This is a genomic window from Kaistella montana (assembly GCF_024436175.1).
Classification (GTDB): Bacteria; Bacteroidota; Bacteroidia; order Flavobacteriales; family Weeksellaceae; genus Kaistella; species Kaistella montana.
The window spans coordinates 396,854-419,953 of sequence record NZ_JANFQP010000001.1 but is presented as its reverse complement, the minus strand read 5'-3'; the positions used below and the strand labels follow the sequence as shown (position 1 = coordinate 419,953).

General features: G+C 36.9%; 26 protein-coding genes and 1 tRNA gene. 10 read left to right on the top strand and 17 right to left on the bottom strand.

Features of this window, described 5'->3' with window-relative positions:
* Positions 1-17 precede the first annotated feature (17 nt).
* Complete coding sequence (locus NOV28_RS02020; protein WP_255927045.1) at positions 18-725, bottom strand: DUF4294 domain-containing protein; 708 nt, start codon at positions 723-725, stop codon at positions 18-20.
* A gap of 54 nt (positions 726-779) precedes the next feature.
* Here NOV28_RS02020 and NOV28_RS02015 point away from each other — a divergent pair, with 54 nt between their 5' ends.
* From NOV28_RS02015 to NOV28_RS02005, 3 genes are all read left to right on the top strand, one after another.
* Positions 780-1,856, top strand: a complete 1,077-nt coding sequence (locus tag NOV28_RS02015) for a M42 family metallopeptidase (protein WP_255927043.1) — start codon at positions 780-782, stop codon at positions 1,854-1,856.
* 43 nt (positions 1,857-1,899) lie between these two features.
* The gene (rpe, locus tag NOV28_RS02010) at positions 1,900-2,550 is read left to right on the top strand and encodes a ribulose-phosphate 3-epimerase (protein WP_255927041.1); all 651 of its coding nucleotides are present in this window, start codon (positions 1,900-1,902) and stop codon (positions 2,548-2,550) included.
* 144 nt (positions 2,551-2,694) lie between these two features.
* Positions 2,695-2,964, top strand: a complete 270-nt coding sequence (locus tag NOV28_RS02005; RefSeq protein WP_255927039.1) for a hypothetical protein — start codon at positions 2,695-2,697, stop codon at positions 2,962-2,964.
* A 159-nt stretch (positions 2,965-3,123) separates the two neighbouring features.
* Here the strand turns inward: NOV28_RS02005 and NOV28_RS02000 are convergent, their stop codons facing one another.
* The 7 genes from NOV28_RS02000 to dnaX form a co-directional block, all read right to left on the bottom strand.
* Positions 3,124-3,795: a GLPGLI family protein gene (locus tag NOV28_RS02000; protein WP_255927037.1), complete on the bottom strand. Its 672-nt coding sequence runs from the start codon at positions 3,793-3,795 to the stop codon at positions 3,124-3,126.
* Between the two features lie 47 nt (positions 3,796-3,842).
* Positions 3,843-4,670: a GLPGLI family protein gene (locus tag NOV28_RS01995; RefSeq protein ID WP_255927035.1), complete on the bottom strand. Its 828-nt coding sequence runs from the start codon at positions 4,668-4,670 to the stop codon at positions 3,843-3,845.
* Between the two features lie 79 nt (positions 4,671-4,749).
* Positions 4,750-5,169, bottom strand: coding sequence for a nucleoside-diphosphate kinase (locus NOV28_RS01990; RefSeq protein WP_255927033.1), 420 nt, complete (start codon positions 5,167-5,169; stop codon positions 4,750-4,752).
* 184 nt (positions 5,170-5,353) lie between these two features.
* Entirely contained in the window at positions 5,354-6,280 is a 927-nt protein-coding gene (gene rsgA / locus NOV28_RS01985) for a ribosome small subunit-dependent GTPase A (protein ID WP_255927031.1), read from the bottom strand.
* Between the two features lie 24 nt (positions 6,281-6,304).
* Complete coding sequence (locus tag NOV28_RS01980) at positions 6,305-7,372, bottom strand: chorismate mutase (protein WP_255927029.1); 1,068 nt, start codon at positions 7,370-7,372, stop codon at positions 6,305-6,307.
* Between the two features lie 42 nt (positions 7,373-7,414).
* Positions 7,415-7,783, bottom strand: a complete 369-nt coding sequence (locus NOV28_RS01975) for a DUF8439 domain-containing protein (protein WP_255927027.1) — start codon at positions 7,781-7,783, stop codon at positions 7,415-7,417.
* Between the two features lie 221 nt (positions 7,784-8,004).
* Positions 8,005-9,090 (bottom strand): DNA polymerase III subunit gamma/tau, encoded by a 1,086-nt coding sequence (dnaX, locus tag NOV28_RS01970; protein ID WP_255927025.1) that lies wholly within the window; start codon positions 9,088-9,090, stop codon positions 8,005-8,007.
* A gap of 421 nt (positions 9,091-9,511) precedes the next feature.
* On the opposite strand from dnaX, the gene NOV28_RS01965 reads away from it, so the two are divergent.
* Positions 9,512-9,928 (top strand): MliC family protein, encoded by a 417-nt coding sequence (locus NOV28_RS01965; RefSeq protein WP_255927023.1) that lies wholly within the window; start codon positions 9,512-9,514, stop codon positions 9,926-9,928.
* Positions 9,929-10,502: 574 nt separating this feature from the next.
* Positions 10,503-12,041: a SulP family inorganic anion transporter gene (locus NOV28_RS01960; RefSeq protein WP_255927021.1), complete on the top strand. Its 1,539-nt coding sequence runs from the start codon at positions 10,503-10,505 to the stop codon at positions 12,039-12,041.
* A gap of 93 nt (positions 12,042-12,134) precedes the next feature.
* Here NOV28_RS01960 and NOV28_RS01955 read toward each other — a convergent pair whose 3' ends face one another.
* Positions 12,135-12,635 (bottom strand): DUF6691 family protein, encoded by a 501-nt coding sequence (locus NOV28_RS01955; RefSeq protein ID WP_255927019.1) that lies wholly within the window; start codon positions 12,633-12,635, stop codon positions 12,135-12,137.
* 11 nt (positions 12,636-12,646) lie between these two features.
* Positions 12,647-13,210, bottom strand: a complete 564-nt coding sequence (locus NOV28_RS01950) for a YeeE/YedE family protein (RefSeq protein WP_255927017.1) — start codon at positions 13,208-13,210, stop codon at positions 12,647-12,649.
* Positions 13,211-13,669: 459 nt separating this feature from the next.
* Here NOV28_RS01950 and NOV28_RS01945 point away from each other — a divergent pair, with 459 nt between their 5' ends.
* Positions 13,670-14,632 (top strand): SPFH domain-containing protein, encoded by a 963-nt coding sequence (locus NOV28_RS01945; protein WP_255927015.1) that lies wholly within the window; start codon positions 13,670-13,672, stop codon positions 14,630-14,632.
* A gap of 241 nt (positions 14,633-14,873) precedes the next feature.
* Here NOV28_RS01945 and NOV28_RS01940 read toward each other — a convergent pair.
* The 4 genes from NOV28_RS01940 to holA form a co-directional block, all read right to left on the bottom strand.
* A tRNA-Ser gene (locus NOV28_RS01940) sits at positions 14,874-14,958 on the bottom strand.
* A gap of 110 nt (positions 14,959-15,068) precedes the next feature.
* Positions 15,069-15,434, bottom strand: coding sequence for a fluoride efflux transporter CrcB (crcB, locus tag NOV28_RS01935; protein ID WP_255927013.1), 366 nt, complete (start codon positions 15,432-15,434; stop codon positions 15,069-15,071).
* 55 nt (positions 15,435-15,489) lie between these two features.
* Positions 15,490-16,431, bottom strand: coding sequence for a thioredoxin-disulfide reductase (gene trxB, locus NOV28_RS01930; protein WP_255927011.1), 942 nt, complete (start codon positions 16,429-16,431; stop codon positions 15,490-15,492).
* 89 nt (positions 16,432-16,520) lie between these two features.
* Positions 16,521-17,558, bottom strand: coding sequence for a DNA polymerase III subunit delta (gene holA, locus NOV28_RS01925; protein WP_255927009.1), 1,038 nt, complete (start codon positions 17,556-17,558; stop codon positions 16,521-16,523).
* Between the two features lie 2 nt (positions 17,559-17,560).
* On the opposite strand from holA, the gene NOV28_RS01920 reads away from it, so the two are divergent.
* From NOV28_RS01920 to NOV28_RS01910, 3 genes are read left to right on the top strand one after another with little or no spacing between them, the layout of a single operon-like run.
* The gene (locus NOV28_RS01920) at positions 17,561-17,995 is read left to right on the top strand and encodes a type I restriction enzyme HsdR N-terminal domain-containing protein (RefSeq protein WP_255927007.1); all 435 of its coding nucleotides are present in this window, start codon (positions 17,561-17,563) and stop codon (positions 17,993-17,995) included.
* Positions 17,996-18,004: 9 nt separating this feature from the next.
* A complete protein-coding gene (locus NOV28_RS01915; RefSeq protein ID WP_255927004.1) occupies positions 18,005-19,297 on the top strand; it encodes a Na+/H+ antiporter NhaC family protein in 1,293 nt (430 codons plus the stop codon).
* Positions 19,294-19,920: an HAD family hydrolase gene (locus tag NOV28_RS01910; protein ID WP_255927002.1), complete on the top strand. Its 627-nt coding sequence runs from the start codon at positions 19,294-19,296 to the stop codon at positions 19,918-19,920. Before NOV28_RS01915 ends, NOV28_RS01910 begins: the two co-directional genes overlap by 4 nt.
* 10 nt (positions 19,921-19,930) lie before the next feature.
* Here NOV28_RS01910 and NOV28_RS01905 read toward each other — a convergent pair whose 3' ends face one another.
* Positions 19,931-20,296, bottom strand: coding sequence for a cupin domain-containing protein (locus NOV28_RS01905; protein ID WP_255927000.1), 366 nt, complete (start codon positions 20,294-20,296; stop codon positions 19,931-19,933).
* Between the two features lie 136 nt (positions 20,297-20,432).
* Between NOV28_RS01905 and NOV28_RS01900 the strand changes: the two genes are divergently transcribed.
* Positions 20,433-21,176, top strand: coding sequence for a dienelactone hydrolase family protein (locus NOV28_RS01900; RefSeq protein ID WP_255926998.1), 744 nt, complete (start codon positions 20,433-20,435; stop codon positions 21,174-21,176).
* Between the two features lie 142 nt (positions 21,177-21,318).
* Here NOV28_RS01900 and NOV28_RS01895 read toward each other — a convergent pair whose 3' ends face one another.
* On the bottom strand, positions 21,319-21,780 hold the full coding sequence (locus tag NOV28_RS01895; protein ID WP_255926996.1) for an Lrp/AsnC family transcriptional regulator: 462 nt from the start codon (positions 21,778-21,780) through the stop codon (positions 21,319-21,321).
* 5 nt (positions 21,781-21,785) lie between these two features.
* Positions 21,786-23,099: an argininosuccinate lyase gene (gene argH / locus NOV28_RS01890; protein ID WP_255926994.1), complete on the bottom strand. Its 1,314-nt coding sequence runs from the start codon at positions 23,097-23,099 to the stop codon at positions 21,786-21,788.
* Position 23,100 lies beyond the last annotated feature (1 nt).

Here is a 23,100-nt window from a genome sequence, read left to right as displayed (position 1 = left end):
AGAAATTTTCTCATAAACTATTTTTTAATTTTAAAATTCTGATAACCTGGATACGGTAGGAAATAACCAGCATTCCAGTTGCTTTGAAGCAAGGATTCCACAAACTCGTCGGATCTGTTTCTATGGGGATCATAAGGCTCTTTGAGGTCAACATCTGCAATGTTTCCTTTCACGTTCCACCAGAAAGCACTCCATCCGCCTCGCAATTCTTTAATAATTTCGAAAACCGTTTTTCCGGTCGCGCGGTTCATGAGTTTCGCAAAAACCTTCCCTTCTGTAGTCGTCAAATCTCTTAATTGCTTTTCATATTGATCTGCAAGCGCTTTTTGGCGCTCATCAATATATTTGCGTTGAGACTTTCTGTCAAGATTTTGAAGATCTTTTTGAATGTTTTGGTACTGGCTTAAAGCCGTAAGAAACAACGGATAAACCCTGTTGAGTTTTTTGTTGAGGAAATAGTAATAATTTTGATCGAGTTGATTATTAAATCTAGGTTTATTCAGTAGAATCAACTCATCCATCACCACTACATTTTCACCATTGATTTCGTATATCTTAGCTTTTTGCGCTTCGTCGTAGTAATATTTATTTCCAAATTCATCCGTTTTCAAAAGCTCTGGCGGATATTGGCTTAAAGGCTTCGGGGAAAAAAGTGAATCCTGCTGTGCATATGCTATAAACCCCGAAAACAAAAGAAATATTACGATTATTTTATTAAATTTCATTACTTTTACTTCCTATAAAATCAAATATCAGCAACAAAATTCATTCCCTTTTATATGAAATTTGAAAATAAATCTCTTAAATTTTTAGAAGAATATCTAAACACTGCAAGTCCAACTGGTTACGAACACAACGGCCAAAAAGTCTGGATGAATTACATCAAACCCTATGTGGACAAAATTGAAGTAGACCACTACGGAACTTGCTACGGAATTATCAATCCTGAAGCGGAATTCAAAGTAGTCATCGAAGCGCACGCGGATGAAATTTCTTGGTATGTGAATTACATCACCGATGATGGTTTAATTTATGTCATCCGAAATGGTGGTTCTGATCAAATGATTGCTCCTTCCAAAGTAGTTCATATTCATGGCGAAAAAGGCATTGTAAAAGGTGTTTTCGGTTGGCCGGCAATTCATACTCGTGGCGTAAATTCCAACGAACCGGTTCCGAAACTCGAAAATATTTTCATCGATTGTGGCGCAACCAGCAAAAAAGAAGTGGAAGATTTAGGAATTTTCGTTGGTACGATGATCACTTATCCCGACGAATTCTTCGAACTGAATGACCGATATTTCGTTTGTCGTGCTTTGGACAACAGAATTGGCGGATTTATGATTGCCGAAGTGGCTCGACTTTTAAAAGAAAACAAAAAGAAACTGCCTTTCGGTCTATACATTACCAATTCCGTGCAGGAAGAAGTCGGTTTATACGGCGCCGATATGATTGCAGATACCATTAAACCGAACATCGCAATCGTGACGGATGTTACTCACGACACATCCACACCGATGATTGAAAAGAAAAAAGAAGGTGACCAAAAATGTGGCAACGGACCGGTAGTTTTCTTCGCACCGAGCGTTCATCACATCATTCGTGAACTGATTGTGGAAACCGCAAAAACCAAGAAAATCCCTTTCCAAAGAGCTGCAGCAAGCCGCGCAACAGGAACCGACACCGATGCTTTCGCGCATTCCAACGGCGGAGTTCCTTCTGCTTTAATCTCTCTTCCTTTGCGATACATGCACACCACGGTAGAAATGGTTTCCAAAGAAGATGTCGGAAATGTGATTCAGTTGATTTATGAAACGCTATTGAAGATTAAACCTGACATGAAATTGAAGTATCATTAAATAGAGTCAAGAATCTTGTATCTAACATCTAATAAGAAAAAAAATGAAAACTAAGTTAATAGCTCCTTCTCTTTTATCCGCAGACTTTGGGAATCTGCAACGCGACATCGAAATGCTCAATAATTCCCAAGCAGATTGGCTGCATGTGGACGTCATGGACGGAAGATTTGTACCCAACATTTCCTTCGGATTTCCGGTAATGAAAACCATTCAACAACACGCGAAGAAATTTGTGGATGTCCATTTAATGATTGTAGAACCCGAAAAATACGTGGAAGAATTCATCAACATGGGTGCAGATTTGGTTTCCGTGCATTATGAAGCGTGTACCCATCTTCACCGCACAATCAATTTCATTCAGGACAAAGGCGCAAAAGCAGGTGTCGTTTTGAATCCATCAACGCCGGTTTTGATGCTGGAAGACATCATCTCGGAGGTAGATTTGGTATTATTAATGAGTGTAAATCCGGGTTTTGGTGGACAAAAATTCATTGAAAATACCTACAAAAAAATCGCAGAAACGAAAGATCTTATTTTATCCAATAATTCCACTGCATTAATTCAAATCGACGGTGGCGTAAATCTAGACAATGCCGCGAAACTTTTCGAAGCCGGAGCTGATGTCCTCGTCGCCGGAAACGCTGTATTTTCCTCTGAAAGTCCTGAAAAAACGATAGAACTTTTGAAAATTTAAAAAAAATAAAATAAGGCAGTTCAAATTGGAATTGCCTTATTTTTTTTTTAAAGATAGTAGGAAATCACTTTTCTGATTAAGAATACCTTTTTTTAAAATGTAACTTCTGACGCTATTTTTTCGTATTTAATTATAAAAAACATCTTGGAAAAACAATCTGTATTTGAAACGGTCATCGAATGGATTAATTGGATTAAAATTGTTCTTTCTCCTACCATTCTCTCTGCAATTATAGGAGTTGCAATTTACCTTTCGATGGAAAATAAAACTACAGGAATTTTTCTTTTAGTATTTATTAATGCAATAGGTTTTGGCTTAGGAATTCTTTGGGCAAATAAGATTAAAAAGAAACACGGAAGCACCCATTTTATCAGCAGAACTGATGCTTCACCTGATATTGACGATATTCGATAGAAAATAACAACAACACAACAACAACAGATTATTTATATTCAATTTTATGATTGAGTTCTATCGGATTATTATTTTCTCTCATTTTCTTTTGAATATTTTCTGTCATCTGTTTTAGATTCATATCAACAGGATTACCATTTTGGTCGCCGATTTTGTATTTTATACCTCGTTCTTAATTTCAGAGAATGGATCGGAATAATAATTATACTGCAATTTCTTATAAATATCCCAACTTATTTCTTTCCCTTTTCTCAGATAAAACAGTTGATGATCCTTATTATTTTTGATTTCCATCAAGTTAAAATCGTAGTCTCCTTTATCATCGTATAATTTTACAATAAGTCCAGGCAAACCTTGAAAAACATAAGGCCCATCTTGGATTAGTGTATTTTTATCAAACCATGCTGTCCAATTTCTTCCGCCATAATTCACTGTTGCTTTCTGGCAATCTATATTATCAATTTTCTGTATATCATTCAATATTTGCCAATCGATATGATCTTTTAATCTTATGAAATAGAGATCATTCATTAAAGGTGTTGTAATATTTTTTATTATCTCTTTACTTTCTCTGTTTTTAATAACATAAAGTTCTGTGAAAGTTATTTTTTCTATACCTCTAAAGCCCATATTATATTTTAGAGAATCAGAAATCCTTGCCTGTTCAGACCTAAATACAGATTGATTTCCTAATACATCTAAATAATATACTTCCGTTAAAAGACTATCTTTATTTGAATCGGGTTTATATTTGAGTTCGTATACAAAAGATATATTTTGTGCAAAAACAAAATTTGATAAGAGCAAAAGGATTAATAATATTTTTTTCATGTGAGGTACTTCTTACATCTCAAGACCATCTATAACCAACTGTCTTTTTATTTTAGTAAATTGATTTCGATTATATTATTATCTTTTTTAAAACTATCTAACCATTGATCATTTAGTTCTTTAATTATCTGCGCAGATGTTCTAAAGTTTCCATTTGCATCTCTTTGATCTGGAATTTTGTCAATCAAATCGGCTGTCGGATTCTTGCGATAATTTTTAAATTTTTTAACAAATTGATCATAACTTAAATTGAATTCTTTATAATTATTCAATTTTGGATATTCAAAGTCGGCAACGCTATTTTTAATTCCTTTTAATTCAAAAATGTGATTCTTATTGGTGTCTTCCACTTTCAGAATTAAGCCCGGAAGATTTTTGAATTTATAAGGTCCATATTGAATTGGGATCTCTTTAGCAAACCATGCTATCCACTTTCGTCCTCCGAACTCACTTGTAGCCTTTTGAACATCATAGTTTAAAATTGTTGAGAACTCATTTTCCAATTTCCATTTTAAATCAATTTCTTGTTTGACGACATACTTGTCCCAAGACATAAAAGTGATATATTCCGCCAGATTTGATTGAGGGTAATTTATCACTCTATCACTAATCATTTCTTTATTATACGGCATTGCCATAAGCCCTTTTAAACTTTCTGCTAACTGCGTTGAATCGGAAGAATATCTTTCCGAACTATAAAATTCCGATCTATCTTTTTGAATATTCAAAATCATTAATTCATCTTTCACATTTTGGTGATTTGTTGAATCTGGAATGAATTTATAATTATATATAAATATTTTATTTTGTGCAAATGCACTTGGAGTCGTCAAGAAAATCAATCCTAAAATTACTCCTGCGAAAAGTTTTTTCATCTTGTAAATTTTATCAAATATAAATAAAAAAGTCCGGAAAAAATTTCCGGACTTTTATAATAATAAGATGAATTCTTAATTAGAAAATCTCTCTTCCTGAAAAGTGAAATTGCGCTTCGATCAATGCATTTTCATCAGAATCTGATCCGTGAACTGCATTTTCGCCGATGCTTCTCGCAAACATTTTTCTGATGGTTCCTTCTGCTGCTTCAGCTGGGTTGGTTGCACCAATTAGCGTACGGAAATCTTCAACAGCATTGTCTTTTTCCAAAACTGCTGCTACAATTGGTCCGGAAGACATGAATTCTACCAACTCACCATAGAAAGGTCTTTCAGCGTGTACTGCGTAGAATTTTTGAGCATCTGCAACCGTAAGTTGAGTTAATTTCAATGCTTTGATTTTGAAACCTCCTTCTGCAATTTTTCCTAAAATAGCTCCAATGTGACCATCTGCAACTGCATCTGGCTTGATCATCGTGAATGTAATTTTACCTGACATAAATCTTGTTTTAATGTGGCGCAAAAGTACAAAAAAAACTTCTTATATTTGCACCGAAAATTCTCATGACGAGTAGCCAAATTTATTTGGCACGGAAATTGTAAATTATTTTTCGATTCTCATGTTTAATTTGAGTTTTCATGGTTATTAGTTTTTACCCAGCTTCGGCTGGGTTTTTTTATTGTTATAAAGCAGAGTTTTCCTCTGCTTCTTCCATGAGTTTCAAATAGGTGAGATAGCGAGTTTCCTCAATTTCTCCGGTTTCTATGTTGGCCAAAACTGCACATTTGGGTTCGTTCAAATGCATGCAATTGTGGAATTTACAGTCTCTTCCGATCCTAAAGATTTCCGGAAAATAATGTTGAATTTCTTCTTTTTGCACATCAATCATCGCAAATTCCCGGACCCCTGGCGTATCGATTACACTGCCGCCGAAATCCCAAAAATGCATTTGCGCAAAAGTAGTGGTATGTTTCCCTTTCAGTTGAGATACTGAAATCTCTGAAGTTTTGATATTTAAATCCGGTTGCATCGCATTAACCAAAGTAGATTTTCCACTTCCCGAGTGACCGAAAAACACCGAAACTTTATCTTTTATGGTTTCTGTGAGAACTTCTAGATTCATTTTTGAATAGGAAGAAATCTCCATAGTTTCATAACCGATATGCTCATACAAAGCCCGGAAACTTGCCACAAAATCTTTCTCATCATCATTCAACATATCCATTTTATTGAACAAAATGAGTGGCGTGATGTTATAAGCTTCGCAACAAGCCAAAAAGCGATCGAGGAAACCCAACGATGTTTCCGGATGTTTCACGGTAAAAATAAAACAGGCCACATCGATATTTGACGCAATGATATGTGCTTCTTTCGAGAGGTTCACCGATTTTCGGATCAGGTAATTTTTTCTGGGTTCAATCTTGGTAATCCATGCAACATCGTCCTGCTCCAAAGAAAATTCTACCCGATCGCCTACCGCCAAAGGATTGGTCAACCTGGTTTTAATAAGTTTAAACTTACCCCGAATTCTCGCTTCAAAAAACCGTCCGGTTTCTTGTTCCAAAACCTGGTACCAACTACCGGTAGATTTGGTGATGAGCCCTTTCATTAAAAAGAATTTATGGCCGCCATCTTAAATATTATTCTGAATATCAATCGATTCTTCGTGAATAGCTTTGAAAACTTTCTCGATAAACTCCTGAGACATTCCTGTTTCGTCCGCTTTTTGGCTTGCGTATTCAGTGATCACTTTCCATCTTTCCGGCTGGAAGATCGCGATGTTGTTTTCTTTCTTTAAAGTTCCGATTTTCTCAGAAATTTTCATCCTTTGAGACAAAAGTTCAATTAAATTAAAATCAAGATCCGAAATTAGAGTACGGTGTCTTCCCATTTCGTCATCAAAAGCGGAAATATCGGAATTTCTAATCTGTAAATTATTAATTAAATCTGCCAAAACCTCAGGCGTAATTTGCTGTGAAGCGTCACTCCAAGCTTCATCAGGTGTGCAATGGGTTTCGATAATCATTCCTTGGTAACCGACATTAAAGGCTTCCTGAGCAATGCCTGCTAAACCGGTTCTGTTTCCACAAATATGCGACGGATCTACCAACATCGGGATATTCGGATATTGGTTCTTGAAATCTAAAGCAATTTGCCAGTTCGGAATATTTCTATATTTTGTTTTCTGGTAAGTAGAAAAACCGCGGTGAATAACCCCTAAATTTTTCACATCTTGTCCTAAAAGTCTTTCCAAAGCGCCGATCCACAAAGCCAAATCAGGATTCACAGGATTCTTCACAAAAACCGGTTTGTCGGTTCCTTTCAATGCTTCTGCAATTTCCTGAACGGTAAATGGGTTCACAGTAGAACGCGCTCCGATCCATAAGATATCAACATCCACTTCCAATGCAGCAGCAACGTGATGTGCATTAGCAACTTCGGTAGCGGTTTTGAAACCGTATTCTGATTTTACTTTCTTCAACCAATTGAGACCGATTACTCCTACTCCTTCAAAACCATTGGGTTTAGTTCTTGGTTTCCAGATTCCTGCACGGAAAATAGGCACTTCGGCATGGGTTTCTTTAATTCTTCTTGCGGTTTCCAGCATTTGAGATTCACTTTCTGCACTACACGGACCAGCAATAATCAACGGGCTTGGAAAATCCTTCACCCATTTGTTTTCTATATCTTTTAAATTCATTATAACATGGGAAGCCAAAATTTCATTGGCTAATTGGTAATTTTAATTGAGATCAAACTTAAATATATCATCTAAATCCTTTAAAATAGGATTTATTTCGGCAAATTTATCAAAAATCTTTCGTTTGGTGACGATTTCTTTCTTCAGAGTTACATCATTTTTATACTCCACTACGATGTTGAAATGACTAACTTTATGCATAAAATGATTGAAAAAATCTCCTCTCACTTTCTCGAATTCGCTTTTTGCAGATTCCGATGGATAGGTGATTTCAACCGTATTTTCATCTTTTTTCCGAAGTTTAAAGGAACTGATTGCGTTAAATACAATAATGTCCTTGGTTTGCATTTCACCCAAAAAATTATTCCATTCGATGTTCAAATCGGTTTCAGTAAAATGATTGCTCGGCAAGTCCTCTTTCGTGGTAGTTTTCTCTTGCTCTTCTTCCTTTTTGGAGGGGTTTAAGGCTGCAAGAATACTGTACTTTGGCTGAATACTTTTTTGGGCAATCGGCTCTGCCGTTTTTTGGATTTTTTGGGGTTCCTCCTTCGGAAACTCTTCTGAAACCCTTATATTAGAGGTTTTGGGAAGGGGTTTAGCTACAGATTCTGTTTTAAGAAGCGGTGCTAATATCAGATACTTTTTTTTTTTACTTCGGAGCCGTTGGCGGTGATGGATGAAAGTTGCATCAAAGCAATTTCTACAGTAAGCCTCGGATTCTTGGAGTTTTTATAATTAATATCTGCGTGATTACAGATTTCAATCGCATCAATGAGTTGCTGGGCGTTCCATTTTTTGCTTTGCTCAGCAAATTTGGCTTTTGTTTTTTCCCCTACTTCAATTAAACTTAAAGTAACAGGATTCTGCGCCATCATTAAATCTCTGAAATGATTTCCCAATCCGGCAATGAAAATATGTGGATCAAAACCTTTTTTTACAATCTCGTTAAAGGCAAACAAAACATCAGAAATTCTGTTTTCATGTGCGATATCAACGATATTGAGATACTGGTCGTAATCTAGAATATTCAAAACTTCGGCAGCTTTAACCAAAGTAATATTTTTCTGAGTAAAGGTCGAAAGTCGATCGAAAATCGAAAGCGCATCCCGAAGTGCACCATCCGCTTTTTGAGCAATCAGGTAGAGTGCATCATCTTCGTAAGCGATTCCTTCTTTTTCGGCGATATTTTTCAGATGATTCTGGATGTCTTCAATGGTGATTCTTTTGAAATCATAAATCTGACATCGAGACAAAATCGTAGGAATAATTTTATGCTTTTCAGTGGTAGCAAGGATGAAAATTGCGTGAGCTGGCGGTTCTTCCAAGGTTTTCAAAAACGCATTGAAAGCTGCTGCAGAAAGCATATGAACCTCATCAATAATATAGATTTTATACTTTCCTACTTGCGGAGCAAAACGTACTTGGTCGGTCAATTCGCGAATATCTTCCACCGAGTTATTCGAAGCCGCATCGAGTTCGAAAATATTATAAGCAAAGCCATCCTCAGAGGTGGAACCGTCTTTTTCGTTGATTTTTCTTGCAAGAATTCTAGCGCAGGTAGTTTTCCCTACTCCTCTCGGTCCGCAAAACAACAACGCCTGAGCCAACTGGTTTTCTTCTATGGCGTGTTCCAAAGTATCTGTAATATGAGATTGTCCCACAACAGTATCAAACTCTTGGGGACGGTATTTTCTTGCAGAAACCACGAAATTTTCCATTGGTCAAAAATAAGGAAATAATTGAGAAGATAAAATAAATGAGGGGATTTATTATCCTGAAAAACGTCTTCCAAAAATCATATATCTTTCCATTTAACCTCCACTTACTTCTAAGAAAAAAAAGATTCACCAAGCAATAAACCAATGAATTCCAATGGTTTAATTCATAAACAAATACCTCCTTTCCTTTCGTTAAATTTCTCAATTCCTTGAAACAGTTTTACTTTAATATTAATTTTTACTTCCAAAAAAGTTAATGAAATTCTGATGCAAAGGTCTTGGTAACATTTTTACACCATTCACTGGATTCTTTTTAATTCATTTCGTATGAAATAATTCTATATACCGTTTTTCCAACTCTCCCTAATTAAAACCAAAAATGGAACGCATTTTGTAATGAACAGGAAAAAAAATATAAACAATGAAAAAATTAGTATTTGCAGCATTTCTCGCGCTGATTGCAACATCTTGTGAGAAAAAACAAGAAACCGGAACCATCACTACCCAAAACACAGAAATAACCAACCCGGAAACTACTACAACTACTACGATAACCCCAATCGACTCTGCTACCGCAGTAGCACAAACAGAAAAAGTAACCACCGCTGATAAAACCGTTACTACCAAATCCACCACAGGAGAAGTGTACCAATATATCAGCAACGACAAAAAAACCGAATTCAGTGTAATTTTTGATGCTGAAAAAGGAACAGCTGCCGTAAAAAATGAAACCACCGGAAAAACTTACGACATGAAAACTACTTTAAGCGCAAGCGGTGCTAAGTACCAAGATATCAACGGCAATTTCTTCTGGGAACACAAGGCGAATTCATTTTAGGAAAAGGCGACAAAGATTTAATCGAAGGAAAACTGAAATAATCTTCATTATTCTTTAAATTTTAGTTAAAAGGCAGCGTTTTTTTTGCTGCTTTTTTTGACTAAAAACATTCCATATTTTTTACAAACAAAGAAGAAATCTTCTTCTCAATACTTAATAAACCTCTCTTTTCTTGTACAGATCTCACACACTAATCTATTGAAACCACTTTTAAAAGGCGAGTCAATTTTATCTTGCATAGTTATATTAGGATTTATTCATTGACCTGTATAGTTATTTCAGGACGGGTCAATCACTACTTTAGTAAGGGATAAATAAAGGGTAAATAAGGGTTATCTCCAATGATTATCCATAGTAGGTCCATATAAAGTCCATAGTAAGTCTATATAAACTATTCTTAAACTATTTATATAAAATTAATTTTTATTGTATTATGCTGGGATTTAACCTTAAGTAAAGAAGGTATTTCCATAACACTAATATGGGAGTGAATTAAGGAGATGCATTGGGAAGATTGGAAGTGATGCTTGTCTTTTCCTAATCAAACGAGTACTTTTGCAGGATAAATTAAAGTATGGACAGTGTTTTCAAGCTATTCGATTTTTCCCAGAAGGTGAATTACCGCACAGAGATTCTTGCCGGACTCACCGTTGCAATGACAATGATTCCCGAGTCGCTTTCTTTTGCTATTTTAGCAGGATTTCCGCCTTTGGTAGGGTTGTATGGCGCATTTATCATGGGATTGGTGACCGCGATTTTCGGTGGAAGATCGGGATTGATTTCGGGAGGAGCCGGCGCTACGGTAATCGTGCTGATTGCTTTGATGAAATCTCACGGGTTGGAATACGTTTTTGGAGCGATAGCATTGGCCGGAGTTTTACAGATTATCGTTGGAATTTTCAAATTGGGGAAGTTTATTCGACTTGTCCCGCAACCGGTGATGTATGGCTTTGTCAATGGTTTGGCTATCGTTATCTTCATGTCGCAACTGGAGCAATTTAAGGTGACGGTCAACGGAAAGATTGAATGGCTTAGCGGAACTCCGCTTCTGATCATGGCGGGTTTGGTAGCGCTGACGATTTCCATTATGTTGCTTTTTCCGAAAATTACCAAGAAAATACCCGCTTCACTCATCGCTATTGCGGTGGTTTTTGCCATTGTGATGATTTTCAATATCGATACTAAACAGGTTGAAGATATTGCTTCAATCAGTGGTACACTCCCTCCTTTTCATGTTCCGAATATTCCTTTCAATTTCGAGTCGTTGCAAATTATTTTTCCTTATGCGCTGATTATGGCAGCAGTGGGATTAACGGAAGGACTTTTGACCTTGAATTTGGTAGATGAAATTACGAGAACCAAAGGAAATTCCAACCGCGAATGTGTAGCGCAAGGCAGTGCGAATATTCTGAACGGTTTCTTTTTTGGGATGGGCGGTTGCCCGATGATTGCACAGACTTTGGTGAATCTTTCCGCAGGTTCCAGAGCAAGACTTTCTGGAATTGTAGCTGCTTTGACGATTTTGATCATCATCTTGGTTGGAGCGCCTGTTATCGGAAAATTACCGTTGGCTGCTCTCACTGGTGTGATGATGATGGTCGCAGTGGGCACCTTTGAATGGACGAGTTTGAGAATTTTCAAACGAATGCCCAAATCGGATATTTTCGTGATGATTGTGGTGATGCTGATTACCGTTTTTCTTCACAATCTTGCATTGGCCGTTTTAATTGGAGTGATTATTTCCGCCTTGGTTTTCGCGTGGGATAATGCAAAAAGAATTCGAGCCAGAAAGTATCTCGATGAAAATGGAGTGAAACATTACGATATTTATGGACCCCTATTTTTCGGATCGGTAACCGGATTTGCAGAGAAATTTGATGTCTCCAATGATCCAGAAGAAATCATCATCGATTTCGCGGAAAGTCGCGTGGTCGATATGTCTGCTATAGAAGCTCTGAATGCCATTACCCATCGATATCACCAAGCCGGGAAAACTGTTCGGCTGCAACACCTCAGCGCAGATTGCATCACCTTGCTAAAAAATGCTGAAGCCATCATTGAAGTTAATATTTTGGAAGATCCCGAATACTTGGTCACAGAAAAAAATAAATAGTACAAAAAACACCTCTCTTCATCAAAAGCGGTGTTTGTTTTAACTGATAAATCTGTGGTTCTTATTCTCTAAGAATATCAAAAAATAAAAGGTTTAGTGAGGCAGTTTTTCTCTAAAATATCCATACACCCAAGTCCCTGCAATTGCGCTAATCAAGGTAACTGCCACAACTGTAGCACCGGTTCCGATTTGTGCAAATAAGGGACCAGGACAAGCTCCGGTAATCGCCCAACCCAAACCGAAGATTAGGCCACCATAGATTTGACCTTTATTGAATTCTTTTTTATGAAAGATAATTTCTTCGCCATAAATGGTTTTGATGTTGAATTTTTTAATGATAAAAATGGAAATCATAGCCACCAAAATAGCACTTCCGATGATTCCGTACATGTGGAAAGATTGCAATCGGAACATCTCCTGAATCCGGAACCAACTGATGATTTCAGCTTTGATAAAAATAAACCCGAAAAGAATTCCCAAAACCAAATATTTCAAGTTGTGATACCATCGATGCTGAAGTTGACTTTCGTTCACGCACATTGCGTCTAAAGATCTTATTTCCAGATCATTTTTTTCTTCTATATTTTGTTGCATTTTTTAAATTATTAAAGTGAAAGAATAATCGGAAGCAATACATTCGCCATTAAAAATCCGCCAATCATAAAACAAATAGTGGCAATTAAACTCGGAAGTTGAAGATTCGCAATTCCCATGATGGAGTGACCACTGGTACATCCTCCGGCGTATCGGGTTCCGAAACCTACAAGAAAACCACCGCCTACCATCATCAGAAAACCACGAAGCGTGAAAAGAGATTCCCAATTCATGAGTTGAACCGGTACCAAATTCGAGTAATCGGTGATGCCGTAACCCGCCAATTCCTTGGCAAGATCAGGATTCACTTGGACAGGATTAGGATTTGAGAAAAACAACATGGTAATCACTCCGCCCAGGAAAATCCCGAAAACGAAGAACAAATTCCATGCTTCTTTTTTCCAATTGTATTTAAAAAAGGGAATATTTGCCGGCAAACACGATGCGCAAATATGGCGCAACGAAGAGGAAATACCGAAAGTTTTGTTCCCAAGAATGAGAAGCGCCGGAACCATAAGTCCGATCAAAGGTCCCGCGACATACCACGGCCACGGCTGCTGGATAAGTTCTATCATAAAATTGTTTACTTAGTTAGGAGTTGTTGCACATTTCGCCAAGTTCCCTCGTCTGCGACGTTTTTAATACCACTTTGATTGAGCGTTTTTTGGCGTGGCTGCTTCTGTTACCACTTCTGCAGAAAACCATCATGTTTTTCTTGCATACAAATTTACCCAAATGTTTTGAAACAGAATCCTCTGTTTCATATTTGGGGAGCTTCCATAAGCGATACACAGAAAAATTTTGGTAATCGGCAGTACATTGTACTAATTAAGCATTTATTCTCATGCTGATTTAGCAGATAGAACAGATTCTATTTTATTTTTTTATTGCTTATTTACCATTCAATATTCAGAAGTGTATTTTAAAGAAACATTCTGATTAAACGGTTTGGAAATACTGGAAGCGTAGGATTTATTATTTTGTGGAATTCATAAAAATGATTATCTTTAAAACTCACATCCTAAATATTATTTATGTCTCTAACATTTCTACTTCTGGTAATGATCGCAGTACTTGTTACCATTGGAATCATTACAAAAAAACTCGACCTCCTTAGCTATTCTGAACCAGATAAAAACGGGAACAGAAAACCCACCGGTTTCAAATGGAAGCCTGTCACTTTTATTTTCCTCGCTGTTTTAGCAGCACTCTTCCAGCCCATGAATTATGAAGTAATCAGCGTGGGGCACAAAGGGCTTTTAATTAATCTTTTAGGCGATAAAAGGGGCGCTTCGAATACTGAAGAAGTGTCGGGTGTAGTATTCTATAACAAATATACCCAAGAAATTCAAGAAGTTCCGCTCGACCAGCGACATATCGAATACCCTGAATCCATAATCGTAGCCAAAGGTGGCTTCCCCTGTCCGATCAAACCTTCGTTCAACTATTCGGTAAAAGAATCCACCGCAGCAGATATGTTCACAAACCTTCGCTCCACTTATAAAAAAGGCGGATTGGAAGCGATACAGGAAGGTTGGCTGAATAATGCCATTATCGGCGCGATAAATGATGTAGCAAACCGTCATTCAATTGATTATCTTTTTAATAACCGGGAAACTTACGAAGCGGAAATTTTATCAGAAGTAAACAAAAGAATTGGAAAGTGGTTCTTGGTTTCTCAATTAAAAACTAATATTCAACCTCCAAAAGCAATTCGCCAATCTATCGAAGATAAAGCAACAGCAGATGCTGATGCCATCAAGGCTGAAGCACAAGCAAGAGTGGCACAGGCCGATGCACAAAGAAAAATTCAGTTGGCAAAAGGTGATTCAGCTTCGATGGTGATTAGAGCACAGGCAGAAGCAAAAGCCATCAGCCTGAAACAGCAAGAAATCACCCCTACTTATGTAGAATACCAACGCGTGCTGAAATGGGACGGGGTAATGCCAAGTACGGTACTAGGAAGTGGAAGCAATACCCTGTTGAATGTGAAGTAGAAGAAACACCTTTTTTAAGAAACATCAGAAAACTAATTATTTGGATTGAACCTATGGAGGAAATAAACCTTTATAACGAATCCAAAAAGAATATTATTGCCAAAAACTCAAACAAATTAAATAAGCAAAAAATAGCTGACGATAAAAAAAGATCAAAGAATTTACAGATAAAATAAAAACAAAAAACCCTTTAAAACTTACGCTTTAAAGGGTTTAAATGTAAACCGTGAAATTTACATCGCGGAGGAACAGGGATTCGAACCCCGGGACCTGTTACAGTCAACAGTTTTCAAGACTGCCGCAATCGACCACTCTGCCATTCCTCCAGTAAAAATGATTTCTCATTTTCAGTGGTGCAAATATAAAGCGCTTTTATAAACTGAGCAAATTATTTTTGCAAAAAGTTGGTAAAAAACTCATATTCAAAGAGAAAAATTTAGTTTCTGGCAAGATTTAACCCTGCATATACTGCTCCCAAACCCAATATTACGCTGAGAACAACGTATAAAATGAGGATGAAATAATCGCCACTTTGCCAAAGGGAAATATTTTCCGCCGAAAAAGTAGAGAAGGTCGTAAAACCTCCGCAAAACCCGGTAATCAGAAGAAATTTCAGATAATTATCTATTTTAATAAAATAAGCACTGAAAACTCCGATCAGGAAACACCCGATGATATTCACCGCAAAAGTTCCCATCGGAAAGGCATTGATGTTCCATAATTTCTGGGTATAATTAGAAACCAAGAAACGCAGAACACTCCCGAAACCGCCACCGATGAATATGTAGAAAAGATTTTTCATTATTTAGAATCAAGAGCCTAGACGCTAGATGCTAGACTTAATTTTCTATTAACTCTTAGTGAAGTTCTGCTAAATATTTCTCGGCATCCATCGCTGCCATACAACCACTTCCTGCTGCAGTAATCGCCTGACGATACATATGATCCTGAACATCACCTGCAGCGAAAACACCCGGCAAGTTGGTTAAGCTCGAACCAGGAATAGTTTTGATGTATCCGTTTTCATCCAAGTCGATTTGGCCAACGAAAATATCGGTGTTGGGTTTGTGACCAATCGCGATAAAAATTCCGTGTACATCGATTTTTGAAGTTTCTTGAGTTTGGTTATTGATTACCACCGCTCTTTCTACCAAAGCATTTTCACCTTCGATAGCGATTAATTCATGGTTGAATTTCACTTCGATATTTGGAGTATTTAAAACCCTATGAACCATCGCTTTCGAAGCGCGAAACTCGCCTTTTCTCACCAACATTGTTACTTTATTGGTCAGTTTCGCCAAGTAAGTTGCCTCTTCCGCTGCGGTATCGCCCGCTCCTACTACCACTACATCTTTTCCTTTATAGAAAAATCCGTCGCAGGTTGCACAAGCAGAAACGCCGCCTCCGGAATATTTTTTCTCGTCTTCAAGACCTAAATATTTCGCAGTTGCACCGGTTGAAATAATCACTGTTTTGGCTAAAATCTCTTTGTTACCTGCCCATAAATGATGAACACCGCCCACTTCTTTAGAAAATTCAACTTTGGTGATGAGTTCATAATGCACTTTGGTATCGAATCTTTCGGCTTGTTTCTGCAAATCCATCATCATTTGCGGACCCGTAACCCCATCGGGATATCCCGGGAAATTATCAACTTCGGTAGTGGTGGTAAGTTGTCCTCCAGGTTCAAGACCGGTGTACAATTCGGGTTTAAGGTCGGCTCTTGCAGCATAAATAGCAGCGGTGAATCCGGAAGGTCCGGAACCTACGATGACGCAATCTAAAATATTTTGTTCCATGAATTAAGTTTAAAAATTTGAATGCTCAAAAATCGGGATTTATTTTTGGTTGAAGTTTATTTTTGATATTTTTTTTCAATGACAGGAAATTATAGTTTCACTTTCAATTGATCCACTCTTAAAATTTTATACACCATTTCTCTCAGCAGTTCACCTTCGTCCATATTGATTGCACCGAGACCTTTATTTTTAAGGTCAATCTCCCTGAGGATTGAAATAATTCTTGTGCAATGTTTAAGATTATAAAACCGAGCAGCTTCTGTGTAATCTTTAATAAAATACGGACTCACGCCCATTGTGGAAGCCTGTATTTGTGGCGATTGCCCTGATAAAGTATGGTAAATGATGAGGTTGGAAAAGAAATTATACAAATTCCCGATCATCATTACAAAAGGATTTGCTTTCGGTGATTTTCCGATGAAATGAGCAATTCTCATTGCAGTTGCTTCATCTTTTTTACCCAATGCTTTGATGAGTTCGAAAACATTGAAATCTTTGCTGATTCCGATATGGGTTTCGATGGTTTTTTCGTCGAGAACGTCGCCCTCTTTCAAAATCATTTTCAGTTTCTGCAATTCATTGGAAATTCTCGACAAATCGGTCCCAAGATATTCTGAAAGCATTGCCGGAATATTAGGTTTTGCCTGAAGTTTTAGGTTTCTCAGTTCCTGTTCAATCCACTTTGGAACTTCATAATCCCGCATTTTTTCGCTGAGAAAGAGCATCTTATTTTTCGCAAGGGTTTTTGCAAAACTTTTTCTGGAATCTATTTTTTTATGTTTATGCGCGATCACCAAAAGCGTAGATTCCACAGGGTTTTCGACATAGATTTTCAGGGCATCAGCATCTTTTTCGGTTAAGCGAATTTCTTGGGCTTCTTTAAGGATAATCACCTGTTTATCGCCCATCATCGGGAATTGTCGCGCTAAAGAAAGCACATCGCTAAAAGTAGTATCTTTCCCATAAACCACCGTTTGGTTAAATGCTTTTTCATCTTCCTCCAAAACATCATTTTCAAATGATCTCACGGCCACATCCATAAAAAAAGGTTCTTCGCCGTGGAAAAAATAAATCGGTAATAACTCTTTATTTTTAATATTTTTGAGGATTAAATCTAATTCTTTCATAAATGCAACTTCCGAAACTGAATTTTGAGGATACTTTTGATTTTCAAATCAAGAGAGACAAAGATAAGTTTTTTATTTATGATTTGGTTCGGAAAAACTGGCTTTTGCTCACGCCCGAAGAATGGGTTCGGCAACATTGGGTGCATTATTTTCATCTAAAAAAAGGCAGAAATCTTTCCTCCCTAATCCTCGAAAAAAAGCTGAAACTGAACGGTACCACCAAGAGAATTGATCTTTTGGTCACCGAAAAGACCCTTCCAAAAATCTTGGTCGAATGCAAAGCTCCGCAGATCAAAATCACCGAAAAAACTTTTGAGCAAATCGCTCGCTACAACTCCATCATCGGTGCCGAAGAAATAATACTTTCCAATGGATTGCAACATATTTTTGCGAAATTTTCTGAAAATCGTTATGTTTTTTCGCCTTTTGCATATTAATTTTGCCGGATGTTAAAACTCAACCACCCTATTATTTCCATTTTCCCTTTACTAATTTTTGTTCTTGTATTTCTGGGTTTCGGAATTTATTATGATGATTTTTATGCGCTTCCTTCTCCTATCGCAGCGTTGATCGGAATTACCGCAGCTTTTGTTTTATTAAAAGGGAAAATCAACGAAAAAGTTGATACTTTCCTGAAAGGTTGCGGCGACGGAAAAATCCTCACGATGTGCATCATTTACCTTTTGGCAGGTGCTTTTGCAACGTTAACCAAAGCAACAGGAAGTGTAGATTCTATTGTGAATTTAGGATTAAATTATGTTTCTCCTGCGTATTTTCCGGTGGGCGTTTTCGTGATCGCTTCTTTTCTTTCATTTGCATCGGGAACTTCGGTTGGATCCATCGTTACGCTTGGTCCCATCGTTATTGCTTTAGCTGAAAAAAGCGAATCTCCATTGGGATTAATTGGTGCTTGTTTGCTTTCGGGATCGATGTTTGGCGATAATCTTTCCATTATTTCAGACACTACGATTGCCGCGACCCAAAGTTTGGGTTGTCAAATGAAAGATAAATTCCGTTTCAATTCCAAACTGGCTTTTCCGGCTGCCTTTGTGACGATTTTAATTTTAATTGTGATGGGCTTTAACCATGAAAGCACTGCGGTAATCAGCGGAGATAAAGATTTCAATCTCATTTTAATTTTGCCTTATCTTTTAGTAATTGTGCTGTCATTGATTGGTTTAAATGTGTTTGTAGTTTTATTTGCAGGATTGGTTTTCGCAGGATTGCTCGGTTTCGGTTATGGAAGTTTCGATTTTATCGGCTTTGCCAAAAAAACGTACGAAGGATTTACCAGCATGACCGAAATATTCTTGCTTTCGCTTCTCACAGGCGGTTTGGCTGCTTTGGTAGAAAAAGCTGGTGGGATTTCTTTTGTTATTAAAAACATCAGCAAAATCATTAATTCACAAAAAACGGCACTTTTAGGAATCGGTGGTTTGGTTACGGTGGCCAATCTTTGCGTTGCCAACAATACCATTTCGATTATTATTTCAGGAAAAGTAGCGAAAGAAATTAATGATAAATACGAACTAAAACCACAGCAAAGTGCTTCCATTCTTGATATTTTCTCTTGTTATGTTCAAGGTTTGATTCCTTATGGCGCTCAAATTTTAATTTTAATTTCGCTGAGTAATTTTAAAATCAATTATCCAGATCTCGTTCAATTTTCATTTTACCTTCATATCCTTTTAGTATTCACATTAATCAGCATTTTTTTCGGTAAAAAACAATCAGTATGACTCAGCAAAATTCAGCAATAAAAAATATTATTTTCGATTTCGGGGGAGTTTTGATGGATTGGAATCCACGGTATTTTTTCAAAGATTATTTTAATGATGATGAAAAAATGGAGTTTTTCCTTAAAAATATTGCCGATGATGAATGGAATGCGGAACAAGACCGCGGAAGAAGTTTGGCTGAAGGAACTGAAATTTTAGTCACAAAATTCCCAGATTGGGAAACGGAAATCCGCGCTTATTACGATAATTGGACGACTATGCTGAAATCGGATATTCCGGAAAACGTGGCGGTTTTAAAGCAATTAAAACATTCCGAATACGAACTTTTCGGGTTAACCAACTGGTCTGCGGAAACCTTTCCTTATGCTTTGTCAAACTATGATTTCTTTGAAATTTTTGAGGAAAAAATCGTGGTTTCCGGAGAAGAAAAACTCATCAAACCCGATCCGAAAATCTGGCATGTTCTTTTGGAAAAATACCAATTAAATGCAGAAGAATCGGTTTTCATTGATGACAATCCAAAGAATATTGAAATTGCTAAAAACATCGATTTCATAACCGTTCACATCAACGATGGAACAGATTTAGCAAAAGAACTTCGAGATTTAAAACTGGTATTTTAATTAAAAAAGTCTATAATTCCTCTTCCCGATTAACTAATTCCATTGAAAAAGCGGGCAAACAAATTGCCAAATATTCGCATGGATTTTCGAACGGATTGCTGTAGCGAATTCTAGCGCCTTTTTCGATCAAAATACTTTGTCCGGCTTCCAAAACAACAGTTTCACCATCAATTTCAAATTGCTTTTTTCCTTTGATAATGTAAGTAAACTCATCAAATTCAGGAGTTTGATGTGGCTCGCTCCAATTTGACGGAGCCACCATGTGTGCAATTGAAATATTGGAATTTCCGGTAGAATTTCCCCAGATTTCTTCGATCAACTTCCCATCATTGGTCGGAACCACGAAAGGCGATTTTTGGATTTTATATTTGGACATTTTATCTTTTTAAGGTCATTCAAAAATACGATTATCTTTTGTTTTCGGAAAAACACATCGGTAAGATCTTAAAAAAAAAACAATTAATTTGTCTTTATTTTTTATGTGTAAATTTGACCTAATAAAAATCACCAATATGATACGATCCTTATTGCTCACGGCTGCAATCGCAGCTTCAGGAACTTTATTCAGTCAAGCGTTAAAAACTGTTTCTTATCAAGACGGCAACCAAAAACTAAAAGGTTTAGTCACTTCCAATGCAGGAAAAAAACTTCCCGGAGTTCTCATTTTACCTGCGTGGAAAGGTATTGACAACGAAGCCAAAACCGCAGCAACCAATTTAGAAAAAGAAGGTTATATTGTATTCATCGCGGATATTTATGGCGAAGGAAACACTCCTACAGATAATGCTTCTGCGGCAAAAACAGCGGGATATTACAAAGAAAATTTTGCAGCATATCAAAAAAGAATTTCGCTAGCTTTAGAACAACTGAAAAAAAACGGTGCAATACCTGAAAAAATTGCGATTATCGGTTATTGTTTTGGCGGAACCGGCGCTTTAGAAGCTGCAAGAAGAAAATTACCAGCTGCAGGATTCGTCTCTATTCATGGTGGATTGGCGAAAAATTTGGAAAGAAAAAATGAGGAATTGTTGACCAAAATTTTGGTTGAACATCCGGCAGATGATCAAAGTGTGACTGCCGAAGATTACAGCAATCTCGTTAAAGAAATGAATGAAGGAAAAGCCGATTGGCAAATCATTACCTACGCTAACTCGAAACATACTTTCACCAATCCGGAGTCGCCAGATTACAATCCGACGATGGCGAAGCGCGCATGGAACCATACTTTGATGTTTTTAAAAGAGATTTTGAAATAATTACTTTCAAAATTTACTGACCAAAGCTTCAAATAAAAATCCTTTTCAGTTTTGAAAAGGATTTTTTATGTTTTCTAAATTGAAATAAAGTTGAAAATCATTAAATTTTAGAATCTTTTTATCATTTCAAATTTTTCCTGAATTAAAAAGTAAATTTCGTGTCATTTTTAATCACTGAAAGCACGATATTGCTGTGATACTGTCCGATATTGGGGATGTTGGCGATAACGGTGGTCACGAAATTATTGTAATCTTTGATATTTTTTGCCACGACTTTAATCATATAATCATAGGTTCCGGAAAGACTCACCACTTCCAAAACTTGAGGTTCCGCTTTGATTTTGGCTTCAAATTCCTGTAATTTTTCGTTGGATTGCTCCTTCAAAACAACATTACAATAAGCCATAATTTCGAAGCCGGCAAGTTCCGCATCGATCAAAACAATGGTTTTCCGGATGATACCGCTGTTTCTCAACGATTTAATTCTTTCATAGGTCGCAGTAAAAGACAGTCCTATTTTTTCGGCTAAATCTTTCACCGATACCGTAGAATCTTCCTGCAGGAAATTGAGTATTTTATGATCGTTCGCGTCTAATGTTTTCATTTTTATCAATTAAATTTCCTAAAGATTTCCTCGAAATTCTGAGTAATTTCTTCCAAACACAAATTGCCGATACTTCCTTTATGAGTATGTTTCAGATCGTCGTTTCGGTAATGATAAGTGCCGTTTTCAATGGAATTTCCGACTTCGCGGTACGCTTCCCGAAAACTTGCCCCATTCATCACCAACTCATTGATTTTTTCGACGCTGAAAAGATAATCATATTTTTCGTCCTTTAAAATATTTTCTTTCACGATAATGTGTTGAAGCATGAATTCAAAAATGCTTAAACAATCCTTCAAATCCTGAATTCCAGGGAAAATAATTTCTTTGGTCAGTTGAAAATCTCTGTGGTAACCGGATGGAAGGTTATTCGTAAGCAACGTCAATTCATTCGGAACACTTTGGATTCTCGCAGATTTTGCGCGGATCAATTCAAAAACATCAGGATTTTTTTTGTGAGGCATAATGCTGCTTCCGGTCGTAAGTTCCGACGGAAAACTGATAAAACCGTAATTCTGATTGCTGAACATGCAGATATCATAAGCCAATTTTCCCAAAGTTGCTGCCAAAGTACTCATCGCCATCGCCGTGATTTTCTCTGATTTTCCGCGGGTCATTTGCGCATAAACGGAATTGATGTTCATTTTTTTAAGATTCAATTCTTTGGTCGTAAAATCTCTGTCGAGCGGAAAAGAAGAACCAAAACCAGCACCCGAACCCAAAGGATTTTTTTGAACCACCGATAAAGCCGCTGCCAAAACCTCCAAATCTTCCGATAAAGATTCTGCAAAAGCGCTGAACCAAAGCCCAAATGAAGAAGGCATTCCGATCTGAAAATGCGTATAACCGGGCATTAAGGCGGATTTATGCGTTTCTGAAAGGGAAATTAATCGTTCAAATAATTTTTTTGAAAGTTGCGCAATCGATTTAATTTCCGCTACTAAATATAATTTTATTGCCAATAAAACTTGGTCGTTTCGTGATCTTCCGGTATGGATTTTTTTGCCGGCATCGCCTAATTTTTCCGTTAAATTAAACTCAATTTGGCTGTGTATATCCTCTACTCCATCTTTAATAAAAAGCTGATTTTCTTTGGCCAATACATACATTTCATCCAATTCTTTTTGGATGGATTCATTCTCTTCCTCTGTCAAAAATCCGATTTTGGTGAGCATTTTACAGTGCGCTTTCGTCCCGACAATGTCGTATTGAGCCAATAAAACATCGAAATCTTTATCTTTACCAACGGTAAATTTTTCAATAATTTCTAAGTATTTCAGATTCGCGGAATCTTTTGCCCACAATTTTTTATTTTCCATT